The organism is Coprococcus phoceensis (genome assembly GCF_900104635.1).
Lineage (GTDB): Bacteria > Bacillota > Clostridia > Lachnospirales > Lachnospiraceae > Faecalimonas > Faecalimonas phoceensis.
Map to the genome: position 1 here is coordinate 1,283,911 of NZ_FNWC01000007.1, position 26,137 is coordinate 1,310,047.

The 26,137-nt window shown below is 40.5% G+C and carries 29 protein-coding genes; 2 read left to right on the forward strand and 27 right to left on the reverse strand.

The genetic code is table 11. The features are described 5' to 3' along the window. Positions 1 to 7: 7 nt before the first annotated feature. The 6 genes from BQ5364_RS09965 to BQ5364_RS09990 are packed head-to-tail and all read right to left on the reverse strand — an operon-like array spanning position 8 to position 7,068. Entirely contained in the window at positions 8 to 1,912 is a 1,905-nt protein-coding gene (locus BQ5364_RS09965; protein ID WP_004613750.1) for a YgiQ family radical SAM protein, read from the reverse strand. Further along, positions 1,909 to 2,580, reverse strand: coding sequence for an HAD family hydrolase (locus BQ5364_RS09970; protein WP_004613751.1), 672 nt, complete (start codon positions 2,578 to 2,580; stop codon positions 1,909 to 1,911). The genes BQ5364_RS09965 and BQ5364_RS09970 overlap by 4 nt, the downstream gene beginning before the upstream one ends. Further along, positions 2,574 to 3,278, reverse strand: coding sequence for a pseudouridine synthase (locus BQ5364_RS09975; protein ID WP_181989657.1), 705 nt, complete (start codon positions 3,276 to 3,278; stop codon positions 2,574 to 2,576). Before BQ5364_RS09975 ends, BQ5364_RS09970 begins: the two co-directional genes overlap by 7 nt. Next, on the reverse strand, positions 3,278 to 4,660 hold the full coding sequence (locus BQ5364_RS09980) for an RsmF rRNA methyltransferase first C-terminal domain-containing protein (protein WP_071144243.1): 1,383 nt from the start codon (positions 4,658 to 4,660) through the stop codon (positions 3,278 to 3,280). Before BQ5364_RS09980 ends, BQ5364_RS09975 begins: the two co-directional genes overlap by 1 nt. A gap of 60 nt (positions 4,661 to 4,720) precedes the next feature. Further along, positions 4,721 to 5,563: a M23 family metallopeptidase gene (locus tag BQ5364_RS09985; protein ID WP_071144244.1), complete on the reverse strand. Its 843-nt coding sequence runs from the start codon at positions 5,561 to 5,563 to the stop codon at positions 4,721 to 4,723. Between the two features lie 56 nt (positions 5,564 to 5,619). After that, positions 5,620 to 7,068, reverse strand: coding sequence for an aminoacyl-histidine dipeptidase (locus tag BQ5364_RS09990; RefSeq protein ID WP_071144245.1), 1,449 nt, complete (start codon positions 7,066 to 7,068; stop codon positions 5,620 to 5,622). Between the two features lie 107 nt (positions 7,069 to 7,175). Between BQ5364_RS09990 and BQ5364_RS09995 the strand changes: the two genes are divergently transcribed. Further along, the gene (locus BQ5364_RS09995) at positions 7,176 to 8,114 is read left to right on the forward strand and encodes a hypothetical protein (protein ID WP_022250386.1); all 939 of its coding nucleotides are present in this window, start codon (positions 7,176 to 7,178) and stop codon (positions 8,112 to 8,114) included. Here BQ5364_RS09995 and BQ5364_RS10000 read toward each other — a convergent pair. The 7 genes from BQ5364_RS10000 to BQ5364_RS10030 form a co-directional block, all read right to left on the reverse strand. Further along, complete coding sequence (locus BQ5364_RS10000; RefSeq protein ID WP_004613757.1) at positions 8,101 to 8,694, reverse strand: hypothetical protein; 594 nt, start codon at positions 8,692 to 8,694, stop codon at positions 8,101 to 8,103. The two genes, BQ5364_RS09995 and BQ5364_RS10000, sit on opposite strands and share 14 nt — an antisense overlap. A gap of 3 nt (positions 8,695 to 8,697) precedes the next feature. Next, positions 8,698 to 9,189, reverse strand: a complete 492-nt coding sequence (gene coaD / locus BQ5364_RS10005) for a pantetheine-phosphate adenylyltransferase (RefSeq protein WP_004613758.1) — start codon at positions 9,187 to 9,189, stop codon at positions 8,698 to 8,700. Between the two features lie 3 nt (positions 9,190 to 9,192). Next, positions 9,193 to 9,783: a 16S rRNA (guanine(966)-N(2))-methyltransferase RsmD gene (gene rsmD, locus BQ5364_RS10010; RefSeq protein WP_004613759.1), complete on the reverse strand. Its 591-nt coding sequence runs from the start codon at positions 9,781 to 9,783 to the stop codon at positions 9,193 to 9,195. A 92-nt stretch (positions 9,784 to 9,875) separates the two neighbouring features. Further along, positions 9,876 to 10,082 (reverse strand): alpha/beta-type small acid-soluble spore protein, encoded by a 207-nt coding sequence (locus BQ5364_RS10015; protein ID WP_004613760.1) that lies wholly within the window; start codon positions 10,080 to 10,082, stop codon positions 9,876 to 9,878. A gap of 128 nt (positions 10,083 to 10,210) precedes the next feature. After that, positions 10,211 to 12,271 (reverse strand): ATP-dependent DNA helicase RecG, encoded by a 2,061-nt coding sequence (recG, locus tag BQ5364_RS10020; RefSeq protein WP_071144246.1) that lies wholly within the window; start codon positions 12,269 to 12,271, stop codon positions 10,211 to 10,213. A gap of 59 nt (positions 12,272 to 12,330) precedes the next feature. Next, positions 12,331 to 13,989, reverse strand: a complete 1,659-nt coding sequence (locus tag BQ5364_RS10025) for a fatty acid kinase ATP-binding subunit FakA (RefSeq protein ID WP_071144247.1) — start codon at positions 13,987 to 13,989, stop codon at positions 12,331 to 12,333. A gap of 18 nt (positions 13,990 to 14,007) precedes the next feature. Further along, on the reverse strand, positions 14,008 to 14,367 hold the full coding sequence (locus BQ5364_RS10030; RefSeq protein WP_004613765.1) for an Asp23/Gls24 family envelope stress response protein: 360 nt from the start codon (positions 14,365 to 14,367) through the stop codon (positions 14,008 to 14,010). A gap of 207 nt (positions 14,368 to 14,574) precedes the next feature. Here BQ5364_RS10030 and rpmB point away from each other — a divergent pair, with 207 nt between their 5' ends. Beyond that, complete coding sequence (rpmB, locus tag BQ5364_RS10035) at positions 14,575 to 14,763, forward strand: 50S ribosomal protein L28 (RefSeq protein WP_004613766.1); 189 nt, start codon at positions 14,575 to 14,577, stop codon at positions 14,761 to 14,763. Positions 14,764 to 14,819: 56 nt separating this feature from the next. On the opposite strand, the gene BQ5364_RS18095 is transcribed toward rpmB, so the two are convergent. From BQ5364_RS18095 to BQ5364_RS10100, 14 genes are all read right to left on the reverse strand, one after another. Beyond that, on the reverse strand, positions 14,820 to 14,957 hold the full coding sequence (locus BQ5364_RS18095; RefSeq protein ID WP_022250390.1) for a hypothetical protein: 138 nt from the start codon (positions 14,955 to 14,957) through the stop codon (positions 14,820 to 14,822). A gap of 54 nt (positions 14,958 to 15,011) precedes the next feature. Then, a complete protein-coding gene (locus tag BQ5364_RS10040) occupies positions 15,012 to 15,398 on the reverse strand; it encodes a GerW family sporulation protein (RefSeq protein WP_004613768.1) in 387 nt (128 codons plus the stop codon). A gap of 22 nt (positions 15,399 to 15,420) precedes the next feature. Next, positions 15,421 to 16,317: a DUF2953 domain-containing protein gene (locus tag BQ5364_RS10045; RefSeq protein ID WP_004613769.1), complete on the reverse strand. Its 897-nt coding sequence runs from the start codon at positions 16,315 to 16,317 to the stop codon at positions 15,421 to 15,423. An 8-nt stretch (positions 16,318 to 16,325) separates the two neighbouring features. Further along, positions 16,326 to 16,664, reverse strand: a complete 339-nt coding sequence (locus BQ5364_RS10050; RefSeq protein WP_004613770.1) for a hypothetical protein — start codon at positions 16,662 to 16,664, stop codon at positions 16,326 to 16,328. 17 nt (positions 16,665 to 16,681) lie between these two features. Further along, complete coding sequence (locus tag BQ5364_RS10055; RefSeq protein ID WP_083382964.1) at positions 16,682 to 18,016, reverse strand: peptidoglycan D,D-transpeptidase FtsI family protein; 1,335 nt, start codon at positions 18,014 to 18,016, stop codon at positions 16,682 to 16,684. A gap of 37 nt (positions 18,017 to 18,053) precedes the next feature. After that, complete coding sequence (locus tag BQ5364_RS10060; protein ID WP_022250392.1) at positions 18,054 to 19,589, reverse strand: FtsW/RodA/SpoVE family cell cycle protein; 1,536 nt, start codon at positions 19,587 to 19,589, stop codon at positions 18,054 to 18,056. Positions 19,590 to 19,597: 8 nt separating this feature from the next. Further along, on the reverse strand, positions 19,598 to 21,970 hold the full coding sequence (locus BQ5364_RS10065; protein ID WP_022250393.1) for a U32 family peptidase: 2,373 nt from the start codon (positions 21,968 to 21,970) through the stop codon (positions 19,598 to 19,600). A 40-nt stretch (positions 21,971 to 22,010) separates the two neighbouring features. Next, positions 22,011 to 22,421 carry a cell division protein ZapA gene (locus BQ5364_RS10070; protein ID WP_004613774.1) on the reverse strand — a complete coding sequence of 137 codons (411 nt, stop codon included), beginning with the start codon at positions 22,419 to 22,421 and terminating at the stop codon, positions 22,011 to 22,013. 68 nt (positions 22,422 to 22,489) lie between these two features. Beyond that, positions 22,490 to 23,491, reverse strand: coding sequence for a Holliday junction branch migration DNA helicase RuvB (gene ruvB / locus BQ5364_RS10075; RefSeq protein ID WP_022250394.1), 1,002 nt, complete (start codon positions 23,489 to 23,491; stop codon positions 22,490 to 22,492). 18 nt (positions 23,492 to 23,509) lie between these two features. After that, positions 23,510 to 24,121, reverse strand: coding sequence for a Holliday junction branch migration protein RuvA (gene ruvA, locus BQ5364_RS10080; protein ID WP_004613776.1), 612 nt, complete (start codon positions 24,119 to 24,121; stop codon positions 23,510 to 23,512). Between the two features lie 10 nt (positions 24,122 to 24,131). Next, positions 24,132 to 24,623 carry a Gx transporter family protein gene (locus tag BQ5364_RS10085; RefSeq protein ID WP_022250395.1) on the reverse strand — a complete coding sequence of 164 codons (492 nt, stop codon included), beginning with the start codon at positions 24,621 to 24,623 and terminating at the stop codon, positions 24,132 to 24,134. Positions 24,624 to 24,633: 10 nt separating this feature from the next. Then, positions 24,634 to 25,002: a NusG domain II-containing protein gene (locus BQ5364_RS10090; RefSeq protein ID WP_004613778.1), complete on the reverse strand. Its 369-nt coding sequence runs from the start codon at positions 25,000 to 25,002 to the stop codon at positions 24,634 to 24,636. A gap of 122 nt (positions 25,003 to 25,124) precedes the next feature. Beyond that, positions 25,125 to 25,574, reverse strand: a complete 450-nt coding sequence (locus tag BQ5364_RS18330) for a hypothetical protein (RefSeq protein WP_004613779.1) — start codon at positions 25,572 to 25,574, stop codon at positions 25,125 to 25,127. Positions 25,575 to 25,636: 62 nt separating this feature from the next. Further along, positions 25,637 to 26,095 carry a DUF2752 domain-containing protein gene (locus tag BQ5364_RS10100; RefSeq protein ID WP_071144248.1) on the reverse strand — a complete coding sequence of 153 codons (459 nt, stop codon included), beginning with the start codon at positions 26,093 to 26,095 and terminating at the stop codon, positions 25,637 to 25,639. Positions 26,096 to 26,137 lie beyond the last annotated feature (42 nt).

Consider the following 26,137-nt stretch of genomic DNA (forward strand, 5'->3'; position numbering starts at 1 on the left):
GCTGTTTTTATTTTGTCTTTTTCCGGTGTACGTTTCGGATTGCTTTTTTCTTCTTTGCAGCAGGTTTTTTCTGTTCCTGCCTTTTATAATCCGGTTTGCCCTGATATTTCTTCTCCTGTCTCGGACGAATCAGACAATGTTTGTCAAATCCAACTAAGTCCATTCGGTCTGCCATGCGAAGAGCCTCCATGACAAGCTGATAATTCTTCGGATTCCGATATTGGATCAACGCTCTCTGCATCGCTTTTTCATGTGGATTTTTCGGTACATATACAGGTTCCATCGTCCGCGGATCCACTCCCGTATAGTACATACAAGTCGATATCGTCGACGGTGTCGGATAGAAGTCCTGTACCTGCTCCGGCATATAGCCAAGATCCCTTAAGTATTCTGCAAGAGCCACGGCTTCTTTCATCGTTGAACCCGGATGCGAAGACATCAGATACGGAACCAGATACTGTTTTTTCCCAAGTTTTTCGTTGATCTGTTTATATTTTTTCGAAAATGCCTGATAGACACTGTTTTCCGGCTTACCCATCTTTTGAAGAACAGGATCTGCTACATGCTCCGGGGCTACTTTTAGCTGTCCGCTTACATGATACTCACACAGTTCCTTGAAAAAAGTATCATCTTTATCTGCTATCAGATAATCGAATCGGATACCTGAGCGAATAAATACCTTCTTTACATTCGGAAGTGTACGAAGTTTTCGTAAAAGCTTCAGGTAGTCTTTATGATCCACCTTCAAATTTTTACACGGCCGCGGAAATAGACACTGCTTTTGCTTGCACACTCCTTTTGTGAGCTGCTTATCACAAGAAGGTGCTCTAAAGTTCGCAGTCGGTCCTCCAACATCATGAATATAGCCTTTGAAATCCTTATCCCAAATAAATTTTTCTGCCTCTGCGACCAAAGATTCATGGCTTCGCGTCTGAATGATTCTCCCCTGATGAAACGTAAGAGCACAAAAATTGCATCCGCCAAAACATCCACGATTGCTGATCAGACTGTATTTTACCTCCTCGATTGCCGGAACTCCTCCAAGCGCCTCATAGGACGGATGGTATGTTCTCATATAAGGATAGCTGTAAGTGCGATCCATTTCCGACTGGCTAAGCGGTTTGGACGGTGGATTCTGGACTACATATAAATGGTCCGAGTATGGTTCCACAAGTCGTTTTCCTGAAAAAGGATCTGTATTGCAATACTGCGTATAAAAACTCTTCGCATAGTTTAGCTTGTCCTGCTTTAATTGTTCGTAAGATTCCAACATGATCGCATCGTAGACACTGTCTAAAGACTTCACCTTACAGACAGTTCCGTCGATGTATGTGATATCCTCCACTGCAATACCACTCTCCAGCGCTTCGGCAATCTCAAGAATCGAGCGTTCTCCCATTCCATAAGAAAGAATATCTGCACCCGAATCCAATAAAATCGAACGTTTTAATTTATTTGACCAGTAATCATAATGAGCCATTCGGCGCAGACTCGCCTCAATCCCACCAATAATGATCGGCGTCTTTTTATAAACCTGACGAATCAAATTACTGTAGACGACCGTCGCATAGTCCGGACGTTTTCCCATAACGCCGCCCGGCGTAAATGCATCTGTCTGACGTCTCTTTTTCGACACAGAGTAGTGATTCACCATAGAATCCATATTCCCACTGGATACAAGGAATCCAAGGCGAGGTTCACCGTATTCTGTAATGCTGCTTTTATCTTTCCAGTCCGGTTGACAGATCAACCCAACTTTATATCCATTCGCCTCCAAAAGGCGTGTGATGATCGCATGCCCAAAAGACGGATGATCCACGTAAGCATCTCCGGAAACATAGACAAAATCCAACTGTTCCCAGCCTCGCTCCTCCATATCTTTTCTGCAAATCGGTAAAAATCCATTTCTCATTTCAGTACCTCATAGGTGTTATTTTTAATATCTTCATAATCTTTTATATAATAGTCTGCGAGCGCACGTTTTTTTTCATCCTGATTTTTTGAAAAATCGTCTTCCACTGCACAGACTTTCATTCCGGCATTGACACCTGCCAAAATTCCGTTTGGCACATCTTCAAAGACAAGACAACGTTTCGGTTCCACCTGCAAAGATTGTGCAACTCTTAAATACACATCAGGAGCCGGTTTCCCTGCTTTTGCTTCGCACGATGTCCATATAGAATCAAATAACGGCAATACTTTTGTTGATCTTAAAACTGCCTCTGCAAGCTCGCGTTTATTGCTTGTAGCGATTCCAAGCTTAATCCCTCTTTGATGAACTTCCTGTAAAAAGTCAAATGCTCCTTTTTTCAGTATAAGCTCATTTGCATATTTTTCATATGCCATTCCATACCATTCTTCCATCAATTCCTCTAATGTGTGTGGAAGGTTTGGAAACAATTCCAGAAAATATGCTGCTGTTTCCGAATAACTTTTTCCTTCCATTCCTTCATGAAAATTCTCCGGCTGTGTCAAACCATATTTTCCTAAAAATTCATCGTCGATTGCAGTCCAGACCCACATGGAATCCACCAGTGTGCCATCCAGATCAAAAATAATCGCCTCTATATTCTCTAACATAATCGCTTAAGTTCCTCCTTCGTAAGAGCCCGGTATTCACCGCTCTTTAATGTCTCATCCAACAGAAGTGTTCCCATAGAAAGCCTTTTCAAATAAATTACTTCTTTCCCCACGGCATGAAACATCCGCTTCACCTGATGGAATTTTCCTTCCTGTATCGTAACTCTTATCTCAGAAATCTCTCCGGAATACAAAATTTCAAGCTTTGACGGAAGTGCAGTCTCGCCGTTTCCGATTGACATTCCTACGGCAAAGATTTCTTGATCGACCTCATCTACAATCCCCTGCACCTTTGCATAATACACTTTATCCACATGTTTTTTCGGTGACAAAAGCCGATGCGCCAGCTCTCCATCGTTTGTGATCAAAAGAAGACCTTCTGTGTCTTTATCAAGCCTTCCTACCGGGAACAAATCTCTGCGCTTTTTTGAGGAAATCAACTCCACTACTGTCTTATCCTGCCTGTCTGTTGTGGCTGAGACAACTCCTGCTGGTTTGTTTAGCATATAATACTCGTGCGTTTCATAGGAGACCGCTTCGCCCATACAGCACACTTTTTGATGTGAAATGTCAATCTTTCGCTCTGGAGATTTTTCAATACTTCCATCCACTGTTACTTTTCCCTGACGGATCAGTTTTTTTACTTCTGTTCTCGTCCCAACGCCCATATCTGCGAGATATTTATCTAATCGTATCATTATGACTGCCATCTCCATCCAGGTAAATATTTGTTCTTCAAAGTTCCGTTTGCAAGTTTCCCAAAGCCTAGCGGATAGCCGTCCACAAGGACAAGCTGCCAGCCTTTTTCTTTGTGATCAACAAGATCGTCAACTTCGATCGTCTCACCTTTCAGATAGCGGATCACACGCTCATCCTCCACGGAAAGTGAGATTGTGCGGCGGTATTCTTCTTTTTTCAGACACATCGCAAGTGACTGACTCGGCTCAAACCGGTTCTTTTTCACATCTCCAAGATACAGTCCTGTCCGAAGGAAACGAATACCTTTTACATTCGGGATATCTTCCGGCATATAGTAGACTTTCTCGCTGTAAATCTCCAGTCTGCTCCAGTCCATCTCCCATGTGATGTCCTCAAAAAATGCAAGCAGTTCTTCCGGCACTTTTTTCGCGCGCTTTTTCTTTTCTTTGACCACTAGTTTCTCCGACTTTTCCCCTTTTTGAAGCAATGCCAGATAATGTCCCTCTCCGTGCATCTTATGCGGCCAGATACGGACTGTTTTTTCAAATGCAGGCTCTTTTGATTCAGTCACTTGCGGCATTCCTTTTGCAAATCCCTCATATGGCCGAATCTCTTTTATCTCAAATTCCGGATATTGTTGTCTTAAATATTCAATTGTTCCCTCATTCTCTTCCGGATCAAATGTACAAGTAGAATAGAGCATCATTCCACCCGGTTTTAACATTCTTGCAGCCTGCGTGACAATACTTCTCTGAATCTTTGCAAAAAATTCCGGTCCATGTTCTTCCCAGGCTTTCACCATCTTTTTATCTTTTCGGAACATTCCTTCGCCGGAACATGGTGCATCGATCAAAATCTTGTCAAAATATTCCGTAAAATACTCTTCAATTTTACCTGGCTCCTCACTGAGCACAAGCACATTGCCGATGCCGAACACTTCAATATTTTTTAATAAGCCCTTTGCTCTGGAATTGCTGATGTCATTTGCCACAAGCACACCTTCCCCGCAAAGTTTTGCTCCAAGCTCAGTCGCCTTTCCTCCCGGTGCTGCACAGACATCCAGCACCTTATCCCCCGGTTCAATCGGAAGGCGGTTTGCCGGTGTCATGGCGCTAGGCTCCTGTAAGTAAAAAAGTCCGGCAAAATAATATGGATGCTTTGCCGGCTGCACGTGCTCTCCATCATAATAAAATCCATTCTCAATCCATGGTATCGGTTGAATCTCAAACGGACAAATCTTTTTAAATTCTTCCACACTGATTTTTTTTGTATTTACGCGGAGACCATAAAGTCTTTTCTCCTCATAACACTTTATATAATCATCAAACTCTGCTCCAAGCAGTTCTCTCATCTTTTTTTCAAACGCAATTGGTAAATTCATTTTTCATCCTCCATGTCAATTTCATATTATACCATAGCCATACTATTTTCTCCACAAATATTAGTCAGAATACGCACATTTCAGCTTATGCGGTTCCAGATACCGCATCACCCAATATGGATTGACACTCATTTCCTGACCGTTCGGATACACATAAATTCCCACATGCAGATGCACCGGAAATTTCCCTTTTGTACCTTCCTCTCCATAGCCTGTATCCCCCATGAATCCAATCACATCCCCGGCTTTCACTCGGTCTCCCTCTTTAATATCCGCATAGGAATCCAGATGTGCGTAATAAAAGTATCCACCGGAAGGCGCCAGAATACCGATACGGTATCCCCCTTTCGGAAGCCACCCTTTACTTTGTATGACACCGTCCGTCATGCTGACGACCGGATAATATCCTGGGACATCTTTTTTTGCCATCAAATCACATCCCTCATGTCCGCGTTTTCCACCATAGTTTCGTTCTTTCATCCATCCATTTTCAAAGACCACCGTTGCATCTTCATCCGTCGTTGATTCTGGTACTGGAAAATATTTCACATCATCCCAGATTGCCTGATTGATTTTCAGATAAGTATTCCATGCCTTTTTCTGTTCCCATGTCTTCTTTCGTTCGCAAAACGTTTTTTCTGTACATGTATACGGAAACGGTTGATAGCCAAACTTGCTTTCCAACAGATAGATTCCTGCCTGCAGCCCTTTGCTCTGATCATCACAAAAACTATTGATCATTTTTTCACCTAACTGCTGATCTCGAAATTCCATCTTCATAACTGTATTTTCATGCAACCGTTCCATTCTGCTTATCGACAGCAGTCTGCCAATCCATATTTCTGTAACAAAAGAAAATAGTAATACAAAAAGAAGTAATTGATATGCCTGTCTCTTTTTCACGACAAACTCCTTTTTGTATTACTATATGTTTTTCTTATCTTCAAATATGTATTGTTTTATTTACAATTTTTTAAAACTGCAAGCAGATAATCCCACATGCGCTGCACAGATGCAACTTCCAGTTTTTCATTCACAGAATGCACGTCAAACATATTTGGACCAAAAGATACGCAATCCAGTTCCGGAAGCTGTCCGGATAAGAGACCACATTCTAACCCTGCATGAATTGTAGCAACTACAGGAGCTTTTCCGAACATCTGCTCATAAGTATCGATCATGATCGGGCGAAGTTTTGAATCTGACTTGTACATCCATGCCGGATAGTCACAGGATACTTCTCCTTTTCCTCCTGTGAAAACAGCATACGCATTCAGCATCTCTTCGAGTTCTTTCTTTTTACTCTCCACAGAACTTCTCACCATAAAGATCAACTCGATACTATCCTCTTTTGTAGATACGATTCCAAGATTCAAAGAGCTCTCTACAAGTCCTTTCAATTCACGGCTCAATCCTTGCACTCCATATGGTGTAGAAATTAACAGGAATACAACTTTATCTGTTGTATCTGCTGTGCATACATTCAGTGTAGTTTCTTCAGAAAGTACAACTGAAATTTCCAAATTCGGCTCGTCTTTTCCAAATTCAGTTTTCACAGTTTCTGCAAGTTCTTCCACATATGCTTTGACGGCATCTTTCTGTGTTGCGTCCACTAAGATTTTTGCTTTCGATAACGGCGTGATAACATTGTCTTTTGTTCCGCCATTCATCTCAATCAGTGCATATGAAAATTGTGTTTTAAGACTGTTTAAAATTCTTCCGAGTACTTTGTTAGCATTTCCCCTTTGTTGATTGATCTCGATTCCAGAATGTCCGCCTCTCAATCCTCTCACAACGATCTCAGCCGCAACCCCTGTTTTTTCTTCTTTGGCCAGCGGAAGCGTAATCGTATGGCGGAAACCGCCTGCACATCCTGTCAGTAATGTTCCCTCTTCCTCGGAGTCAATATTGATCAGCATACGACCTTTTAATACAGAAAGATCGATTGCTCCTGCGCCACCCATTCCAACTTCTTCATCTGTGGTAAAGACTGCTTCAATCGGCGGATGTTCAATCGTGTCACTGTCAAGAATTGCAAGTGCATATGCGATGGCAATTCCGTCGTCTCCCCCAAGACTGGTATCTTTCGCCTTTAAAAATCCATTCTCCTCATATACTTCAATTGGATCTGTGTCAAAGTTATGTGCAGAATCATCCGTCTTTTCACATACCATATCCAAATGTCCCTGAATGATCACCGGTTCACTGTTTTCAAATCCTGCTGTTCCGGCTTTTTTAATAATCACATTGTTCGCCTCATCCTGAATGCATTCCAAGCCTCGCTCTTTTGCAAAGTCTACACAATAATCACTGACTCTTTTTGTGTCAAATGTTGCCCTCGGAATCCGGCAAAGTTCTTCAAAAAAATGAAAAACCGATTTTGGTTCTAAATGTTCTAATGCTGACATAATAAATTCCCTCTTTCCTTTAAAATTTTCCTATAATCTATTGTGTCACATCAGACATAAAAAATCAAGCATATCCATATATTATAAAAACAAATTGGAGGTCTGTTATGAGACGCTATGCCTTCCCATTCAGTGTGATTTTATTATTTTTTATTATGCTTTCTTTCCCACAGGAAGTATTCGACGGAGCAAGCGAAGGATTACTGCTTTGGTTTCAGATTGTCCTCCCTACTTTACTTCCGTTTATTATCATCTCAAATATCCTGATACAAACAAATTCTATCTCCTTGTTATCCCACATATTTGGTCCTGCTTTTCAGAAAATCTTCCGTATTTCAACTGACGGAAGCTTTGTGGTACTTGCAGGATTTCTCTGTGGTTATCCGATGGGCGCTAAAGTGACCTCAGATCTCATTTTGGCAGGACGTATAACCAAAAGTGAAGGCAGCTATCTGCTTTCTTTTTGCAACAACACAAGCCCCATGTTTATCATAAGCTATGTAATCTGGCAAAATCTGTACGATCAGACTCTGCTTTTTCCATCCTTACTGATTTTGTTTGCCTCACCGATATTGTGCAGTTTTGTTTTTCGAAACATTTATAAAAAAAATCTGCCAGCCAAAACAGCGGGAAAAACCAGTATATCTTCCCGCATCCATTTTAACTTTGAGATCGTTGATACCTGCATCATGGATGGGTTCGAAACCATAACGAAAGTCGGAGGATATATCCTATTATTTTCTGTTCTGTTATCTCTTTTGCAGATGCTTCCGGTAAAATCAGCTTTGATATCAAACATATGCCTCCCGATGCTGGAAATCACCAATGGAATACCTATGTTATCTAAAAACATACTGTCCCAAACAGAAAAATATGTTTCTATACTTGCACTGACTTCTTTTGGCGGATTCTGTTCTGTCGCACAGACAAAATCCATGATTCGTCAATCCGGTCTCTCTATTGTCCCTTACATAGCAGAAAAACTGGTCACCGCATTGGTAACCAGTTTGTTAGCTTTCTTTTATATGACGTTTATTCATCCATAGAATCGCTGCCGAATTCCGCTTCCATACCACGGTCAGACTTATCTGGCACTTCCAGCTCCGCACGATTAGTCTTGACGATGTCGTAACACTCTCTCAAAGAATTCACAAGACCATCGTATTTTGTTGTGTAGCTGTCCAAAGTATGCCCGATAATATTTTCCACGTTCGACATAATATCGTCTGTGTACTGCATCGCACCAATTCGGATATCATTCGCATCATTTGTCGCATTATCCAAAATCTCCTGCGCCTGCTCTGTCGCTGCTGTCACGATATCATTCGCCTGAGCATATGCCTGCTGCATGATCTCATGTTCGCTTACCAGTTCGTTTGTATGAATCTGAGCTTCCTCCAGCATACTCTCGGCTTTCGCGCGTGCATCCGCTAAAATCGCATCCTTATTGGCAATGATCTTCTGATAACGCTTAATCTCGTCCGGCGTCTTCATGCGAAGTTCACGCAAAAGCTCGTCCATCTGATCTTTATTTACAATAATCTTTGTTGTAGATAATGGCTGAAATTTACAACTGTCAATATATTCTTCAATTTCCTCAATAATTTGTTCAATACGACTGCTCATAATTTACACTCCTTTTCTTTCTTCCATCTTCTCTTTTATTTTTTTCACAATCACTTCCGGTACAAACTGTGTAATGTCTCCCCCAAAGCTCGCAACTTCTTTTACCGTTGTCGAACTCAAAAAGGAAAACTCCAGACTTGTCGTCAAAAACAAGGTCTCAATCTCCGGTTCAATTTTGTGATTCGTCTGTGACATCTGTAATTCATATTCAAAATCTGTAATTGCACGCAATCCCCGAACAATCACTTTCGCATCCATCTGCTTTGCAAATTCTACTAACAACCCCTCAAATGGAATGATTTTGACATTTGGGAAGTCTTTTGTCACTTCCTCTAACATTTTAACACGTTCTCCTACAGAAAACAACGGCGTTTTCGCTTTATTATTCAATATTCCGACAATTAACTCATCCGCGATGGCGGCGGAACGTCGAATAATGTCCAAATGACCAAGCGTCACCGGATCAAAGCTTCCCGGATAAATGGCTCTTAGCATTCTTTAAGCCTCTCTTTCTAAAAATATATGTTTATTAGTCTTATATATCTTTTCTTTAATAACAGAAAAACCAAGTTCCTCCACATAAGAAAACTCTGTATCCAAAGAACTTTCCACAATCACGACAGCATCTTGCGAAAGAATAGTTGATTCAGAAAGATATTCTAACACCTGCTTTTCCAGCATCTTACGGTACGGTGGATCCATAAAAATATAGTCAAACTGATACTTTCCTTCCAGACGTTTTAGCGCGCTCAAAACATCCATCTCCAAAAGCACCGATTGTTTTGCAAGCTTTGTAAATGTAAGATTCTCGCGAATACAAGCCATCGCCTTACGGTTCTGTTCTACAAACACCGCTTCTTTTGCTCCTCTGCTGAGGGCTTCTATTCCGATTGCTCCACTTCCGCTGAACAAATCCAAAAAACAGGAATCTGCAATCTCATGCGAAATCATATTAAACAGTGTTTCTTTGATACGATCTGTTGTCGGTCTTGTGTCAAGCCCATCTATTGTTTTTAACTGTAAGCGTTTTGCGCTTCCTGCTATAACTCTCATAATGTTCCTTTCCTGAATAAAAATATCATTTTTCATTATACGAATTCCCTCGAAACTTGTCAATTACTGCACAGAAAAAACGTGCAAACCTTTTCTGATTTGCACGTTTTTCTAATTACATCTGCCAATTATTTCTCTGACATTTGTTTTTCCTGCTGCTCGATCATTTTTTTCACCATATAACCACCAACAGATCCGTTCTGTCTTGATGTTAAGTCTCCGTTGTATCCTTCTTTCAAAGGTACTCCGAGCTCACTTGCCACTTCATATTTAAATTTGTCTAAAGCTGCTTTTGCTTCCGGTACTGCTGTTCTGTTTGATGAACGACTTGCCATAATTCATTTCCTCCTCTAAATCTCTTTCCTTTTATTTTGTAACTGTTTTGTTACAAGGATAGTATATGGAGAATTCATAAACTTACACTAGAAATAGTTTCTTTTTTTGACAAATTCTGTCATGTGATTTAAAGCGTTGTTTCAAGCATTCCTTCCCGGATATATTTCTGTAAATACTCCCTAATATTCTGGTGATTTTGCTTTTCCAAGTTTTCATCTTCCGAAATCAGCTGTTCCGCCGCCTCGCTTGCACGCTGCAAAATCTTTGCATCCTGAAATACATCACCTAATTTAAAATCCAAAATCCCGCTTTGACGAATACCAAACAAATCTCCCGGGCCGCGAAGCTTCAAGTCTTCACTCGCAATAAAAAATCCATCATTCGATTTATTCAAAATAGAAAGACGCTCTTTCGTCTCTTTCGACTTTGATGCACTCATAAAAATGCAGTATGACTGATATTTTCCTCTCCCCACACGTCCTCGAAGCTGATGAAGCTGTGCAAGCCCAAAACGTTCTGCATTTTCCACCATCATCACCGTCGCATTCGGAACATTGATTCCTACTTCAATAACGGTCGTAGAGACAAGAATCTGAATTTCCCGTTTCCCAAACTGCTCCATGATCACATCTTTTTCTGACTGCTTCATCTTTCCGTGCAGATATGCCACCTGAATGTTCTCCCCCATCTCTTCTTGCAGTGTCTTCGCATAATCTATTACATTTTCTGCCTCCAGATTTTCATTCTCTTCTATCATTGGGCAGATGACATAGCACTGTCGTCCTTCCAGCACCTGTTTTTTCATAAACTGATAGGCCGTCTTTCGATAATTAGTATCTACCACACAATTTTTAATCGGTAGACGGTTGGCTGGAAGCTCATCGATGACAGAGATGTCCAAATCCCCATACAGGATAATTGCAAGAGTCCTCGGAATCGGAGTTGCACTCATCACAAGAATATGTGGTGTGTTTCCTTTTTCAGCAAGCTTTTCTCTTTGTTTCACGCCAAATCGGTGCTGTTCATCTGTCACTACCAACGCCAGAGAATGATATTTTACTTTTTCCTGAATCAGTGCATGCGTTCCAACAATAATCTGTGCTTCTCCTGATGCAATCCGCTCATATGCCATCCTTTTTTCTTTTGCAGTCATAGACCCTGTCAAAAGTTCCACACAAACCGGAATCTGATGTTTTTCTAACATTTCACAAATAGACTCAAAATGCTGTTTTGCAAGCACTTCTGTAGGCGCCATCAATGCTCCCTGATAGCCGTTGACAGCGGCAAGCAAAAGACCAAGCAAGGCAATAATCGTCTTTCCGGAGCCGACATCCCCCTGCACAAGCCTTGACATCACATGCGCTCCGTTTAGGTCTGCCTTGATTTCCTCCCAGACTTTTTGCTGAGCGCCTGTCAGTTCATATGGCAGTTTATGCATGAATTGTTCCACCGGTTCGGCAATCGCAAATGAAAATGTATTTTTACTTTTTTCATTTTTCTCCTTCATTTGCCGCAGTGCCAAAATAAACACAAGAAATTCTTCAAACACAAGACGCTCTCTGGCAGTATAAAATTCCTCTTTGTCTACCGGAAAATGAATTCCCTGTATCGCATAATTATATTCCGCAAGATGATAGCGGGTTCGAACATCCGGCGGAAGAAAATCCTGCTTCAAATCCAAATAGGAAATTGCCTGTTTCATCGCTTTGACGACAGCATTGTTCGTAAGTCCGGCTGTCAATGCATAATTGGGCTGCAACGTGTTTATCTTCTCCTCATACAACTCACTCGGATAAAAAATTTCCGGCTGTTCCATAAGAAGTGTTCCTTTTCGCCGCACGACTTTTCCACGTAGTGTGACCACACCCCCTTTTTGAAACGTATTTCGCAAAAAAGGCATTCGGAACCAGACAACACGCAAAGTTCCAGTGATATCCTTCACATAAATGGTTGTAACCTGCATACTTGTTCTGCCAGAGACCTGTACTTTCCCGTAAATCGCACCTGTGACCGTCACAGTTCTGCCCTCGTCTATCTCTGCAATCGGGGTTGCTTCCTCATACACTTCATATCCTTTCGGAAAATGTCGAAGCAAATCTCCAATCGTAAAAATATTTAATTTTTGGAATAATTTTTCTGTCTTCTCGCCAATCCCTTTCAGTGAGCTGATCGTTGATTGCTCATTCATATTTCTGTCTCCTGTTTCAGAAAAAACGGGAGATATCACTTCTCCCGTTTTTGTCACTCTTATTCTACTGCCAATACATAATAGTAAATCGGCTGACCTCCAAAATGTGTGTCCACATCTACACTTGGATACTTTTCTTCAATCTCCGCTGTCAGTTTTTCTGCGTCTTCTTCGCTGACATCTGCTCCATAGTAGATACTGATCAATTCCGAATCCTCATCCACAAGTGTTTCCAGCATCTCTTTTGTCGTCGCTGCGATATCAGTTCCCACTGCAATAATACCGGAATCACCAATTCCCATGATATCATCTTTGTGGATCTCCTTGTCATCGATATGTGTATCTCGCACTGCATATGTTACCTGTCCGGTCTTGACATTCTTGATCTCTTCTAACATGACTTCTTCATTTTCTTCTGCCGATAAATCCGGAACAAAATTAATGATTGCAGTAATTCCCTGCGGAACCGTCTTTGTAGGAATAACAATTACTTCCTTATCTTTCACTAAAGATTTTGCCTGGTTTGCCGCTAATGTAATATTTTTGTTATTTGGGAAAATAAATACATGTTTTGCATTGACTTCATCAATCGCATTCAACATGTCGTCTGTACTTGGATTCATTGTCTGACCACCTTCAATGATATAGTCCACTCCAAGCTCTTTAAAAATCTCATTCAGACCTTCTCCGATGGAAACGGCAATAAAGCCAAACTCTTTCTGAGCCTCTTTTTTCTTTTCTTTCTGTTCTTTCGCAAGCTTCTGCGCATCGCGGATCAATTTTTCTTCATGCTCTTCGCGCATATTGTCAATCTTCATACGAGAAAGCTGCCCATATGTCAGTGCCTTTTGAATTGCAAGTCCAGGGTCATTGGTGTGTACATGTACTTTTACAATTTCATCATCTGCCACACATACGATTGAATCACCGATAGACTCCAGATATGCCTTGAACGTTTTCTCATCTTCCTCTGTAAATTCTCTCTCTGCCATAATGATGAATTCTGTACAGTAACCGAATTTGATCTCTGTTGCCGCCTCTGCGCTGACCTTTGTCACAGCAGCACCTGTGCTGGAAGCAATCGCACTGTAATCAATCTCTTTCCCTAAAAATGCGTCATATGCACCCTTTAACACTTCTAAAAGTCCCTGTCCGCCGGAATCAACCACCCCAGCTTCTTTTAATACCGGAAGCATATCCGGAGTCTTCGATAACACATGTTCTGCATGCTTGATAATCTCTGGAATGAACACTTCCAAATCATCTGTCTCTTCTGCAAGTTCCCAGCCTTTATCTGCAATTCCACGTGCAACAGTCAGGATCGTTCCCTCTTTCGGCTTCATAACCGCTTTGTAGGCAGTCTCCTTTGCCTTATCAAGTGCGTTCGCAAGAATCAAACAGTCAATCTCTTTGACTTCTTTGATTGCTTTTGTAAATCCTCTGAAAAGCTGTGAAAGAATTACTCCTGAGTTCCCTCTGGCTCCTCTTAAAGACCCAGATGAAATCGCCTTTGCCAAATCCTTCATATTAAGTTTTTCCAATGCCGAAACTTCTTTTGCCGCTGCCATGATCGTAAGCGACATGTTCGTTCCTGTATCCCCATCCGGTACCGGAAAAACATTCAATTCATTTATAAATTCTTTTTTTGCCTCGATATTTCCGGCGCCTGCCAAAAACATCTTTGCGAGCATCTCTACATTTATTGTCTTCGTTGCCACAATCACTTCCTCCTTAAATTAATCGATTACTCTTACGCCTTCAATATAAATGTTAATCTTATCCACTGTCATTCCGGTGAACTCTTCTACTTTATATTTTACGTTGCTGATTAAATTATCGGTAACGGCTGAAATACTCACACCATAGGATACGATTACATGGAAATTCAAAGTAATCTTATTATCTTCTGAAATTTCCACCTGAATTCCATGTGTCAGGCTTTCCTTTTTCAAAAGCTTTACAAGACCATCTTTTACACTTACTGCCGCCATACCAACGATTCCAAAGCATTCCACAGCTACAGTTCCCGCATATTTTGCAATGACTTCCGGTGCAATTGTAATGATTCCTAATTCTGTACTCATACATCCTTTCATATCTATTCCCTCCAATTTTTGTTATGGATTTTCTTTTTTATGCATACTTAACGTTTATATTATACTCTGTTTTGCCAGTTTTTACAACAACTTATAAAACCTTTCTTCAAATTGTTAAATAAGTACTTGCAAATTAAACTTTTTTCTGCTAAAATAATTTGTGTTGTGAGTCTGGTATGACTATTAATATCGTTAGGAGGTGCAATCATGGCTAAATGTGCTATTTGTGAAAAGGGTGCTCATTTCGGAAATAACGTAAGTCACTCTCATAGAAAAACACCAAAGATGTGGAAATCAAACGTAAAATCAGTAAGAGTAAAAGCTGAAGGCGGAAATACAAAGAAAATGTATGTATGTACTTCATGTTTAAAATCTGGCAGAGTTGAACGTGCTTAATTTTACACAGAATGAAACGAGATGAAGAATCATCTCGTTTTTTTGTGCATCTATTATTATCCACAAAATAAATTATATCCAACTATGAGACATATAAAAATCAACACAAGACCAACAAAGACATTTGGCAGCATCAGCATAATCAGCATTCCAACTGCAATAAAAAATAATGCAAACCCAATTACTTTTTTCATTGCTCTACTCCATGTAGTGTATCCTCTTTTTATTATATGTCTCATTCTTCCAAATTATTCTGCGTCGTTCAACATATCCGCAACATCCTTTTCCGTTACTTTCTCCTCTTTTTTAGAAGAAAACCGATCAACCACATCAGGAACCATATCTAAAATTTTTGTAATCGTATCCTGATTTTTGATATTTACAAGTTTTGTCTTTCCGTCTTGAATCACAAGCACCGCACACGGTGACATCTTTCCGCCAAGTCCACCGGCGCCTTTTTCCTTTTTATCTCCCTGAAATGAACCGGCTCCCACCGCAAATGAAACGTCTACCAATGGTAAAATGATAGTATCGCCAATGTGAATTGCATCACCGACAACAGTCTTTGACGAAACAACACTGTCCATCCCACGAAATAAAGCTTCTACTGTTGCATTAAATTTGTTATCCTCCATTTTGTATTCCTCCTCGCATATTTTATAATTTAAACGTTTTTATATGTTCATATGTGGTTCTGACCTGTTTATCAAAAAATAAATTCCACAAAACAATCACTGCATAAATTCCTCGGATACGCCCTTTAATCAGAAGGTGCCCTTCTAAAATCCGATATTCGAAATCCGGATAGATATCTATATGTTCTCCATAAAACGGATAAAGCATACTCAGCACAGCCAGTATCCTCCCCGTATCGTAGGGATCCTCCAATCCAAATCGCACAGCGCCTGTAAATTTCCTCGGTCTTAAAAGCCGAAGAATTCTGAACAATTCTTTTTTCAAACGCCCCCATGCCGCTTTGTGAATGGGCTCCGCAAGAAACTCTGTTAATTTTTCTTTTTTCTCCAAAAGCACTTTTATCTTATCACACATTGTCTGATATGTATATTTTATCTTTTGAAGCAAAGATTGTTTTTCCTTTTTCTCACTTTCTGCCGTTTCTCCACACTTCTTTGCTGTGCGGTTTCTTTTCACTTTCTTTTCCTGCGGTTCTTTTTTCGTTGGAATGTTTGTCGGCTCTGCTTTCTGAGGCACTTCTTCGTCTCTTTTTTCTTGTTCCTTCTCAGACTCTTTTTCTCTGTATGTCTCATTTTGGAGCGTTTCAATGTGCTCTGTCTGGTTCAGTTTTTTCCAGCCGATTCGAATCTGCCAGCAAAATTCGCCATTTTGATATTTAAAATATCCGGAAAACAAATGTAAAAGCCACGAAAACCGAGCATGCGCGTCGATACTTTCAAATGTCCCTGCACTTTCCGCCTCAATTCGATACCGGACAGGCACAAAAAGCACAATGCAAATGAGCAATACTGCAATTCCCAGTATTGCTGCCAGAAGAATTCCTATGATTTTCAAAATCCATAATATAATCTGGAACATGTCTGCACCTACACTTTTCCCTCTTCAAACTTTTTTTGCTGTTCTAGCAAATACTTGCGTATTTTCATATCTCCTGTCACATCATACACTTCCTGTGCAATCTTTTCCACTAAGTACAGTGCCTCTTCAAAACCATCTGCAATGCCAACCACAAGTAGCCTTCGCTTTTTCCAGCCCCTTTGCAGCAACAATGCCGTATCGTAAAACTCAAGATTATTATTCGCATTTTCTGCAAGAACAATCACATATTTATTTAACTGTATTTTATCATGCTCTAACTTATATATGATTCCCTCTTTTTTTTCTTTTAATTCATCACTTAAATACAGATTATGATAATATTTCATATGGATCCCTCAATTATTTAATAGTAATACGCATTCAAAACCTGTTTTGCAACCGATACTGCACTCATTCCGGAATTGTCTGCACTTTCTACCACCGCACTGATTACAAGTTCTGGATTGTCTACATTGGTAAACCCTGTAAACCACGAATGGGATTTTTCTTTATCACTGCTGTATTCTGCTGTCCCTGTTTTTCCGGCTACCGTATAGCTTTCTCCGCTAAGCGCCGTCCCCGTTCCATGATCGATAACACCTTCCATATACTCTTTCAGTTTTGCTGCTTCTTCCGAAGTCATAAGCGTTTCGTATATCTCCGGAACATTTTTCTTAACTGTCGTTCCTGTATAATTTTCGGTATGATCAACCAAATATGGTTTCATCAATGTCCCTCCATTTGCAATTGCAGCCGAAATAAGCGTCATATGGTACGGACTAATCTGTGTTTTTCCCTGACCAATTGCTGTCATCATAATTTCACTGTCTGTTGTGTTTTTGTCCACACGAAATTTGCTTTGGCTGTAAGGCAGTACAGACGGAAGCTTTTTATTAAACAACAACTCTTCTGCCGTTTTTCTGTACGCTTCTTTATCCAACATCAGACCAATATTAGAATAAGATGCGTTACAGGAGTTGGCAAGCGAATCCGCTAAATTTTCCTCACCATGCGCCCTGTTTCCCGCACAGTGAATCGTCGTCCCTTCATGGGTGATCTCACTTTCACAATAATAACTATAATTTTCAAAATCCGAATATTCACGCATATACTCTAATGTTGTGACTAACTTAAAGGTAGATCCCGGCGCATACGCTCCCTGTGTCGCACGATTCAGAAGCGAACTGTTTTCATCTGTAGTAAGCCATTCCCAGTCTTCCGAAATGGTATTTGGATCAAATGTCGGTTTGGACACCATGGCAAGTATCTTTCCTGTGCTTGCTTCCATGACAACAACTGCCCCCTTATGGTCTCCCAATGCATCATAGGCTGCTTGCTGAAGTTTGCTCTCAAGCGTTGTAACTACATTGTCGCCAATATTTTTTTCTTCTTTAAATTCTTTTACAATCTTCTCTACAAAAAAAGCATTTGATGTCAGCAAATCAAAATTTTCCACGGATTCCAGTCCTGACTTCCCTTTTGAATCATATCCTACTACATGTGCATACACATCTCCATAAGGATAATTTCTTGTCTCGGTTCCATCCTCCGCAACTACTGTCTCAGCCAGCACCTCTCCGTTTTTATCTAAAATACTTCCTCTTACAACTCGGTCAGAAAGGGAATCCATACGCACATTATAAGGACTGTTGATAATTTCTTTGCTTCGCACAACATTAAAATATACAAGATACCCCATCATTACCAGAAAAAGTGTCACAAAAAAATATGTCACCCTAGCGAATTCTTTGTTTGTTGATTTCTTTTTCTTTGTTCGTTTTTTCTCTTCTCTGCGGCCGTCTTGCTGCATCTTTTTCGCGCTCGTTCTTTTTTTCACCGGCGGTACTTCTTCTCTTGATTGTTGTCCTTTGCGTGTCTTGCGGACTCTTTCGTCTTCCTGTCGTCTCCTGCCGTCTTGTCTGATTTTTCTGTGCTCGTAATTGTTGTTCTTTTCTTCTCTCAATATCTTCTTCCTCGTCTTCTCTTAAAATATACAATCCCTGAATAATTGCAAACATAATCAAAGTGCTCAATACAGAACTTCCTCCATAACTGATCAGAGGAAGTGTCACACCTGTTGACGGAATAAATTTTGTCACACCGCCAATAGTCAGAAATGACTGAAAAATGAAACAAGTTCCAAGTCCCAGTGCCACCAGCTTATAAAAGCGGTTATGAAGCTGCATTGCAATATTCAAAAACATCACATAACAGCTTAGGAAAATTAATATGATGCAAAGCGCAAAAATCAGTCCCATCTCTTCGCAAATTGCTGAGAAAATAAAATCCGTCTCCGCTACCGGAATCGCATCTGCCTTTCCCTGAAACAATCCGGTTCCAAACCAACTCCCTGTTCCAATCGCAAACAAAGACTGTGCCACCTGATATCCACCATTCTGATAAGAAGCGAAAGGATCTTGCCATACGATCACACGGACACGAACGTGGTTAAACAAATAATAAGCCACGACAGACGCTGCCGCTCCCGCGCCAAGGCCGGCAAATACATATAACGGCTGGCTTGTGGCCACATACAGCATAACAAGATACACAATAAAAATAATCAATGCCGCACCCAAATCCTTAGATGCGACCAGAATCAACACATGAAAAGCCGCTAATGCCGTTGTAATCACAATATCTTTAAATGCTCTGGAGTGATAAAAGCTGGATGCAACAAAAAACACAAACAATATCTTTACAAATTCGGAAGGCTGGACTCCAACACCTCCCACCATAAATCCCAGCTTTGCTCCAAATTGTTCAGTTCCCACAACAACAACTGCAGCCAATGCAACAATTCCCACACCACAGTACAGCCATCTCCACTCGGAGAGTTGTTTCACTTTCCGGATGATCACCGGAACTGCCAGACTGATTGCCACACCGCCCGCTGCAATAACACATTGCTTCACCGCCTTATTATAAGACAATCTTGTGATCATGATAAAACCGATTGTCATAAGCATACACATATTATTGACTACAAGGCGTGAAGCCTTTGGATAAATCCATGTATACAGCAGTATGATTGCCAAAAGCAGTACTACCTGTACCGCATAAAATATCAAAATCTTTATTTCTCCGATTTTCAAATACATTCCTGCAAACGCAAGAAAATGTATCATAAACATCAATTTATTCTGGTTCCGCAAAATACGCCGCTTTTTGTCTCCGTCCGCATATCCGAAGACAGTGAAGCATTCGTATGTATACATCGTAATCAAAATGATCATGAGGTATTTCGCACATTCTACTATAATATTTGCCAATTTCTCACCTACTTTATTCCCCTCTTAAAATGTCCTCTTGTAAATTCCATATCTGGTTCTCTTGCTGCCTGATTTTCCAAAAAGACGGCTCGATATAAGTCCAATACTTTCCTTACGTTCTCTTTCTTTTCAACTGTAAACTGGAGACGCATAGCCTTTGGCATCAAGTCCTCAATTTCTTGTTTTTGATCTGTCAGAACGACCGGCAAGGAATTATATATGATATTATAACAATAATCACAATTGTTTTTCACAAAAAACTCTTTTTGGTATCGGTCCTTCATCACAAGTATTCCTTTTTCTTTTCGACATCCTGCTACCGTCTTTGTCACACATTGTGCTGACACCATCATCGGCACATGTCCATAGACGACCAGTTCACTGCTTTCCAGCCCTACTTCTCTTAATTCATTATAATTTAATTCCAGTGGCGCTGTTGTTGCCTCCACCTCTTCTTCCATCCAGAATTTCTTTGCATATCGATTGAATTGATACAGATTATAGTCTGTGACAATGTTGCCTTGGTAGCCATGTGCCTTCAGAAACTGATAACTCTCATAATTTCGTATCAGCACACCATCCCAAGCCGCTTCAAAAATATGGGCATAACAAGCTTCATACTTTACGTTTGCATCTGTCCTGAAAATATGTGGCATTCCAAGATAAATTGTTTTTCCCCGTTCATGCACACTTTGAATCATGTCATTCAGATTCGGATTTTCCCATATGCGCTCCGCAAGATTACAATCCAGATAAATTCTCTGCACAGAAGACTCTTTTAAAACTTCCAAAAGCTGTTCGCTCGTTTCTACAGAAACATAAAAGCAATTGCATTTTGTGTCTGCAGCGACTGATTTTTCCATATATTTTGGAGCATCAGAACTTTTTCTTCTTGTCTTTTGCAGAATCTGATCTTCCAATGTATCTAATGCTTTCCTTCTAAGTTCATTCAGACTCTGCATCGGCAGGAACACATTCCCCAAAAGATTTATCTGCAAATGTTCAAATTCAAACTCCGTGTTCCCGGTTTTTCGCATCTGCTTTTCAATTCTTTCTATTTGCATCGGCTGATTCAAAGCCTCCTGTACGGGCTCCCCAGTCAAATCCACTGTACAATCCTGATAGACCACTTCTAGTTTAGCAGGTTCTCCAACAGAAAGTATTAATTTTCCATTGATTTTTTCTTTTACTTTTCTTGATATGATAGTATCATGGATTTTGTTTATCAGACTTTCGTTTCGTGTTCGATTCAAAATCTGCCCTTTTTTCATATTCTGGCGTTTATGAGAATAAAACGTAATTGTCTGCCCCTTCTTTGTACTATCAGAAAATGTATAATTCTCATTCTGTGTCGGAAGCTCCACAACATCTCCTGCATGAATGTCCGTAATTGCTTTTGCCGTCACAGTCTTCCCACTCTGTGAAACTACCTGCAGTGCCGGCACTCCCGCATGGTTTGGTCTGTCCAAGGACAGCATCTTGCGTCCATTTCTTGTATGATAATAGCCACCATGAGAGCCTCCACGGTTGTATAAATCCATGAGCATCTGTCTGTCTTTGGGATCTATACAAAACGTTTTCTCCCCATGTTCCAAATATTGATCTGTATACTTTCGATACATTGCAGTGACAAGCGCAACGTATTCGGGCTTTTTCATGCGTCCTTCGATTTTAAACGAATCAATTCCCGCTTCCACAAGCTCCGGTATATACTCCAAAGTACAAATATCCTTCAGACTCAGCACATATGAGCTTTCCTTGCTGCCATTTACTTTATACGGCAGTCTGCAAGGCTGTGCACACTGACCGCGATTTCCACTTCGCCCTCCAAGCATACTGCTATATAAGCATTGACCCGAATAGCAATAGCAAAGTGCTCCGTGTACAAAACTCTCAATCTCGACGTCAGTCTTTTCTCTGATATTTTTAATCTCTTCCAGCTGAAGTTCTCTGGCTGTCACAACTCGCTCTACTCCCTGCTCTTCCAAAAAACGGGCGCCGAGCGCATTCGTGATCGTCATCTGTGTACTTGCATGAATCGGCAAATCCGGAAAATGTTCCTTTACAAATTGCAGAACACCGATATCCTGTACAATGACCGCATCCAGCCCTCTCTCATAGTATGGGCGCAAATATTCATAAAATGACTCCCTTAATTCTTTCTCTTTCAAAAGAGTATTTACTGTCAGATAAATCTTTCTTCCGTGCAGATGCACATAATCAATTGCTTCTAATAGTTGTTCTTCGGTCAGGTTGTCAGCATATGCTCTTGCACCAAATCGACTGCCGCCAATATAGACTGCATCTGCTCCTGCCGCAATTGCCGCTTTCATGCTTTCATAAGATCCTGCCGGCGATAAAATTTCAATTTTTCTTTTCATATATTTCCTTATCCCTTAAAAAAGGCTGTCCCATGACAGCCTATTTTTTATGATTCTTCATCTCTGCTTCCAACTTCACAATTTTCATCTGCAGCTGTTGATTTTCATTCTTTTCTTTTTCAAGATCACGCTCCAGATTCTCGAACTTGATCTGTGTAGAAATCAGCTCATGCTTTAAATCATACATTTCCTTATCTTTTTCTTCCACATCACTTTCAAGCGCAATGCTCTGCTTCTTTTCTTTAAAATAATCATCTGCGATATTCAGCGCCAACAAAATATTCCTTGTCTCTGCACTCTGTCTTCCATATCCTTCACTGCTCGCACACTCTGAAATCTTATGATTTAAGTATGTAGATACTTGCTGCAGATATTCTTCGCTCTCAAATCCACTCAATGTAAAAACTTTTCCGTCTATGATAACTTCTGTGTAATTTTTTGAAGATGTCATGGAAACCTCCTTGAAACTTTCCTAATTATCTTTCTATTATAAACCATCTATGAAAAAAAACAACTCTTTTATTCTTTTTCATAATGAATTCCAAGATGATGGTATGCGAATTCTGTGACAACTCTTCCTTTCGGTGTCCGCTGGATAAATCCATTCTTCAGTAAATATGGCTCATAAACATCCTCTATTGTCCCTGAATCTTCTCCAATAGATGCCGCCAGTGTGTCAAGCCCCACCGGGCCTCCCTGAAATTTTTCTATAATTGTAAGAAGAATATTCCGGTCAATGTGGTCAAGCCCATATCTGTCCACCTCCAGTAAATCCAGTGCATACATCGCCACCTCTTCCGTAATGACGCCATCATACTTCACCTGTGCAAAATCCCGCACTCGCTTTAAAAGTCGATTGGCAAGACGTGGTGTTCCTCTAGATCTTTTCGCCATCTCCAGCGCACCATTCGGTTCAATCTCAACGCCTAAAACATCTGCTGAACGCATAATAATCGTCTGCAGTTCCTTTTCTGTATAAAATTCCAGACGATTGACCACACCAAACCTATCTCGCAGCGGCGCTGTGAGCATACCGGCTCTTGTTGTCGCTCCCACCAAGGTAAACTTCGGAAGATCCAAACGGATGGAACGTGCGCTTGCTCCCTTACCGATCATAATATCAATCGCATAGTCTTCCATCGCAGGATAAAGCACTTCCTCCACCTGTCTGTTCAAACGATGTATCTCATCTACAAAAAGGACATCTCCTTCCTGAAGATTGTTTAAAATAGCTGCAATCTCCCCCGGCTTTTCAATCGCCGGTCCCGAGGTGACTTTTAAATTCACATTCATCTCATTTGCAATAATTCCCGCCAATGTAGTCTTTCCAAGCCCCGGAGGTCCATAAAAAAGAACATGATCCAAAGATTCTTTTCTGGATTTTGCCGCCTCAATATAAATTTTTAATGTTTGCTTGGCCTTCTCCTGACCAATATAATCAGATAACAGCTGTGGGCGAAGATGATTTTCTATCTTTACATCTTCTTCCAGATTTTCTGTTGTAATAATTCTCTTTCCCATTTTCATTCTCCGCCTTTGTTAAAACATCATGTACTTCAGCGCTTGTTTCAGTACATCTTCCACAGTAGTCTCCTCTGTGACTGTCACTTTTTTCACAGCTTTCATAGACTCTGTACTTCCATATCCAAGGGCAGTCAGTGCTTGAACTGCCTCTGCCTGTACTTCATTCGCAGTATCTGCCACACCTGCATATTCAACTGTCTCCGAATTTTTTTCCAAGATGTCTTCCACACTCAGTTTATCTTTCAATTCAATAATAAGTTTTTCCGCCGTTTTCTTTCCGATTCCCGGCGCCGCCGAGATCGCTTTCGCGTCATTCGCCAGCACGGCAAATCTCAAATCATCCGGACTCAGCTGAGACAGAATGCTCAATCCGCCTTTCGGACCGATACCACTTACACCGATCACCAGTTTAAAAATCTTTAAATCGTCTCTCGTCAAAAATCCAAATAATTGCATCGCATCTTCACGTACATTCAAATAGGTGTGAATCTTCACTTCCTCGCCAATCGGCGGGAGCATTCCCATAGATTGCCCCGGCATAAAAATTCCATATCCTATTCCATTCACATCTACAATAATCTTATCTTCTTCAATTGCAGAAAGTTCTCCTCTTATATACGAAATCATATTTCCTCCATTACATTTCTATTCTGTTCAATCTTTTTAACATCTCACCAGAGATGATACCAATCAAAATTCCTGTCACAAGCCCCGATATAAGTAAAACCGGAAGATAATATCCAATGCTCAAACTCTCCAATACAAGAGCAGCCATGATTAACTGGCCAACATTGTGAAAAACGCCTCCCATCGCACTGATTCCAAGCAAACTGAACGCTTTTGTCCTTTTTAAAGCGACCATCACCGTCAGACTGAGAAGTCCGCCGGCCAAACTATACACAATGCTAAATAAATTACCAAATAAAAAACCTGATAAAATCACCCGCACAACTGCCAAAGTATAAGCCTCTTTGACTCCCATCTTATATAAAACGACTACAACCACAAGATTCGCCAGACCAAGCTTCACCCCAGGTATTCCGACTTGAATCGGTATCAGTGTCTCCACATAGCTGAAAATCAATGCAAGTGCGATAAATACTCCGAAATATGCTGCCTTTGATTTCAAAACGTGCCTCCTAATTTGCAACCGAATCCATCTCTGCCTCTTCTCCTGTTCCTGTAGTAATCTCAATCACCACCTTATTTGGCAGACAAACAATCGTCTCTTTGTTTTTCGAAATTGCTTTATGATGTACGCAAATCTGATCCGGACAATTAGCTTCCTTCATCTTTACTTCTCGGTTCTCAATGACAAATGTATTCGTATCGTTAATTTGCACTTCCGTGTTATCCGACAGACTGTAAGTCCCTTTCACTTTTCCATCAACAGTCACTACCACTTTTCCAACGCTCTCTCTTCCGAATCTCATATATAAAAGCAAGCAGGAAGCCGCCACACACACAACAACCAGAATCAATACAATATCACTTTTCTTTATCTTCATTGTTTTTGTTCCTTTCTTTCCGTCTATTTTAGCATATCACATTCTTTTATGCAACCACACGTTCGATTTCATACTTTCTTTTGCGAAAAAACAGGACTACCGAAAATAGTCCTGTCCACATTTTAATAATATCCGTAATATCCGCTTCCACTGATCATATTGAATATCATTGCTCCAAAGAAAATGAATACAATGATACCAAGCACAGTAGTAATTGCCCAATAAATCAAGTATGCTCTACAATAGTTTTTACGGTTTTCATTCTCGTTTTTTCCAAACGCCCATACAAAATATAAAATAATTCCAGCACAAGGAATTAAAAGAGCTAACAATGTAATCAGCCAATCTCCCATTGACATTACGCTTTTGTCCGGTTGATTATACTGATTCGATCCATTCTGATTATCGTATCCATTTGGCTGGTATTCGTTATTTCCATATGAATACTGATAATTTTGATTCATGTTTTCGTTCGAGTTTGAATACTCTGAATTTGTACTTTCCTCGTTCTGAGGAGCCGGCTGTGTTGACTGTGTTTCTTCCTGTGGTGCATTTTCATAGTTATTTTCCATAGTGTGCCTCCTTATCAGATTTATACATTGATATCATACCATATTTTCGCTGCGCTCACAATTTATTTTAATACTTTATCGAAAAAAGTACTCAACAAATTATTTCGGTAATATGACATCGGCGGCTCTCCCGGAAACAAAAATATCATACGGTACACATAAAAGCAAAGCATTGCAATGACAACTACAAGCACATACTTTACAAACACCTTTTGACTCCGCTTCAGGATATATCGATAAACACAAAAAAGAACCAGTAATGCTGCAATTACATAGATAAAAGGGTGAATCTGAAACGCTTCCTTAAACTCACCTCTTAAAAGTGCTATTCCTGCCCTCGTAAGTCCACAACCCGGGCAGGGAAATCCAGTAATTGCTACCCAGATACAACTGACCGGAAATACTATGCGATTCAATCCCAAATAAACTGCAATGAGCAAAATCGCAATTCTCATATTTTTAATATCCTGCCAAAGCAAAGCAGCTGCCTCTTTCAAAATTGTTTTCACAGAACGTTTCATTTCTCTTCCTCTCAAAAAGGTTCAGCCGTAAGCTGAACCTTG